This is a genomic window from Candidatus Protofrankia californiensis (genome assembly GCF_900634765.1).
Lineage (GTDB): Bacteria > Actinomycetota > Actinomycetes > Frankiales > Frankiaceae > Protofrankia > Protofrankia californiensis.
On record NZ_CAAAFT010000485.1, the window covers coordinates 1 to 3,417 of the forward strand.

Annotated in this window: 3 protein-coding genes and 1 pseudogene; 2 read left to right on the forward strand and 2 right to left on the reverse strand. The window is 67.0% G+C overall.

Annotation, left to right across the window (positions count from 1 at the left end):
• Together DD1DGNOD_RS30285 and DD1DGNOD_RS25010 are read left to right on the forward strand one after the other, a co-directional pair.
• Window positions 1–159 (forward strand): annotated as a pseudogene (locus DD1DGNOD_RS30285) (proline--tRNA ligase); the annotation flags it as partial.
• A 214-nt stretch (window positions 160–373) separates the two neighbouring features.
• On the forward strand, window positions 374–877 hold the full coding sequence (locus DD1DGNOD_RS25010; RefSeq protein ID WP_013875412.1) for a DUF3618 domain-containing protein: 504 nt from the start codon (window positions 374–376) through the stop codon (window positions 875–877).
• Between the two features lie 232 nt (window positions 878–1,109).
• Here the strand turns inward: DD1DGNOD_RS25010 and DD1DGNOD_RS25015 are convergent, their stop codons facing one another.
• Window positions 1,110–2,336: a GGDEF domain-containing protein gene (locus DD1DGNOD_RS25015; RefSeq protein ID WP_050803612.1), complete on the reverse strand. Its 1,227-nt coding sequence runs from the start codon at window positions 2,334–2,336 to the stop codon at window positions 1,110–1,112.
• Window positions 2,302–2,694 carry a hypothetical protein gene (locus tag DD1DGNOD_RS25020; RefSeq protein WP_131771162.1) on the reverse strand — a complete coding sequence of 131 codons (393 nt, stop codon included), beginning with the start codon at window positions 2,692–2,694 and terminating at the stop codon, window positions 2,302–2,304. The genes DD1DGNOD_RS25015 and DD1DGNOD_RS25020 overlap by 35 nt, the downstream gene beginning before the upstream one ends.
• Window positions 2,695–3,417: the final 723 nt, after the last annotated feature.

Sequence of the window (3,417 nt, forward strand, 5' to 3'; positions counted from 1 at the left end):
GGCTTCGCCCGCCTGCCGTGGGCCGCCGTCGGTGACGGCGGCGAGGCCAAGCTCGCCGAGGAGTCGTTGACCGTCCGCTGCATCCAGCGGCCGGACGGAACGCTCCCGGACAGCGGGGACGAGTCCGACCTGGTCTGCATCGTCGCCCGGGCCTACTGATCGGGCCCGCTGGCCGGGCCACGGCCCGCGGGCCAATGGCCGTATTGCCGATTAATTCTGTCGTCCCCGGGTATTTCCAAGATCGGGCTTGTGATGCCCGACCGCCGACACGGCCACGCCGCCACGTGGCTCCCGCCCGAGCGGATTCCGGTCCGAGCGGGAGCTTCCGCGCTGTCGCACGGTCGCGAGTATCGAGGAGAACGGGAGCACGTTCATGGGCGAGAATCCGGACAAGATCAGAACGGACATCGAGCTGACCAGGTCCCGGCTCAGCGAAGAACTCGGTCTGCTATCGGAGCGGGTAAGTCCGGGCCGGGTCGCTGGACGGACCGCCGAGGACGCCCGCAGCGCCGTGACCCACGCCCGGGAACGAGTAGTCAGCGGCACGGCCGGCGCCCGCACCCGACTCGCCGGATATGCGGGTGAGCTCGGACCCAAAGCGTCGATAACGGCACACAGGGCCTCGGCCGGCGCGTATCGGGCCAGGCAGACCGCGGACGAACTGGTGCACCGGGCCGGCCAGAATCCGCAGATTGCCGCGGGCACCAGAAAAATCCGGGAATCCACGGGCCAGGTGATACGGACGACGCGCAGCCGGGCCGCGGACAATCCCGGCGCCACCCGGGCCGTGGCGGCCGGTGTGGCCGGTACGGCGGTGACCGGCGCGGCCGTCCTCACCGTCATGTGGCGGCGCCGCCATCGGAACTGGTACGAATAAGTTCGCCTGGACGTAAGTCCACCTCGGCCGCCGCGTGACCGGGCATGAAACGGCCGGTCAGCTGACCGCGTACGGTCAGCTGGTCGCATGTCCGCTTCGGTCAGCGGACCGCGGATGCGGCAACGGCTGCCGGACCCGGTCGGGCTTTCCTGCGTCTCCCCGTGTATATCCGTGTCCGCCAGGTTCGCCGTATTTTCGTATTCCCGGGTTCCCGATCCCGACGCCAACGGCCTCACGCGGTTGTGGTGCGGATGTCATGCGCGTTCCGGGTCTCCCGGGTTTCTCGGGCCTCTCGGCTGTCGGCGGCGCTGCTGGGCCCGTCCCCGGGCACGGCTGTGGCTGATGCGACGTCGTCCCATACCACGGTGCGGTCCCGTCCCAGCGCTTTGGCTCTGTACAGGGCCCGGTCCGCCATACCGACCAGCTCCACCTGGTCCGATACATGCACGGGAAAGGCGCAGGCGCCCACCGACACGGTGGCGAAAAGCGAGATGTCGGCATTCACCGTGATCGGGCTGGCGGCCACCCTGGTCCGCATCCGTTCAGCGACCACGCTGAGCTCGTCCAAATGGACGTTGGGGGCCAGCAACGCGAACTCCTCACCGCCATAACGGGCGAGTACGTCGCCCAGGCGGGTGGTCCCGCGCAGCCGGACGCTGATTTCGGCAAGCACCCGGTCACCCGCTGGATGACCGTAATGATCGTTGATCGCCTTGAAATGGTCGACATCTATGATGAAGAGAGCCAGTAGGCCGCCGGTACGGCGTACCCGGGCGAGCTCTATCGGCAGTTCCGCCTCAAGAAAACGGCGGGTGTACAGGCCGGTCAGTGCGTCGGTGATTGCCAGCCGACGCTGGTCGGAGAGCAGGACCGTCATCCGGGCGATCGTCAACAGGAACATCAGGGCGTACGTCACGGCGATCACCGGAATGTCGTGGGTGATCCCGCGGGCGTACTGCACCAGCATTGTGACAGGTGCGACCAGGGCGGCACCGAACAGAACGGCAAGGCGACATCGGCCGAGGCCGACGTCGCCGGCCGGAGCCTGGTCGGCAATACGGGCCATTGTCGGATGCAGCGCCGCCGCGCCCAGCGCGAGAGAACCGGCAAGCCACATCACGTCCAGGATGTTTCCCGGCTGGTAGGCGCCGTTCAACCGTTGCAGGCCGTACAGGGTGTCCGCCGTCATGACTGCCACAAGATTTCCCATGAGCAGGAAGAGAGCCAACGGTTGACGGCCGGATCCCAGGAGTAGTTTGAGCCCGACCGCGAACAGGACGAGATCCATGGCCGGGTGCCCGAGCAACGGGACGGCCTCACCCAGCCAGCCGGGGCCGCCGCGGACGCGGGGCCCGATGAGATAGACCCACGCCAACATGGTCACGGCGGCCGCGAACGTTCCGGCGTCCAGCAGACCAGGTAGGTCACGCCCGGGGGTGCGGTACCGGGCGAGCAGCACCAGGCCCGTAACCACGAAGGGGTAGCGGAGCAGGAAGGAAGAAGGCGTCGGAGACGGTCCGGAAATCCATGATGCCAGGTACGTCGTACAGCAGACAGCAGGTCATGCCGGCGATCACGTACACGACCTGGCCGGCTCCCAGCAACAGCCAGGGCAGCCGCGGCGTGGGCCTGAACCGGACAACACCGATGAGGACCGCCACCACCGACGACACGCCGATCAGGCAGTAGAGCGCCGCCCGCCCCGTATCACCGACGGGTGTCAGCCAGTATCCGATCATGAGAACGGTGCCGGCCGTCAGATAGAGCAGCCACGGCCGACCCACGGCCTGGTCGGAATCCGCCCGTCCCCGCCCCATCAGGTCGCCTCCCGGCGGCAGGGCGGCCGACCGCGAAACCCGCCCGTCCGGACGGCTCGGTGAAATGTCAGGGTTCGTGTCATCCTGGAAACGGCCTTCATGACGAGATGCCCGGACCTGTCCGGCGGCGTGGAAAATCTCATACCGACGATACGATACAAAAATAGTACTCCGATGGGCAAAGCCTTCCAAATTACTTGGCAACGATGTCCGGCAACCGGTTCGGCCAGCTTTCCCGGACAACTTCGGTGACGACCGGCGCCAGCCGGCTGAGATCTCCCGACAGCCTGGGATGTCGGGTCCGCCGAAGCGGCTTGCGAGCCTTCCGGACCGCGGTCCCATGGCCAACAGAATCATGATCACAGAACCTTGGTCCCGTCGGGAAGCCGGACCACCGGGCCTGCCGGACCGGCTTCCGGACCACCCGAGCGAAAGCGGTACAATCGCGCTCTCTTTGATCCACCGGGAAGCCGTGACGGCCACTATGCGTGACGCAAAGCGGCTTCGCCGCCGTACCCCACCCGGTTCCTCCGCCGCGTCGCCATCTCGGCGCGGACGGCTGGTCCGCGCCGGCGAACGACCGGCTGGCCGGCCCACCGGAGGACAACGGCTGATACGCCCAAAGCATCACGTGACCGACATCCCTTACGTCGACTTGTTCGTCCGTCTTCGGGTTCAGTCAAACAGTATGGAGGAATGCTTTTCTCCAGCAACGTACGGGTC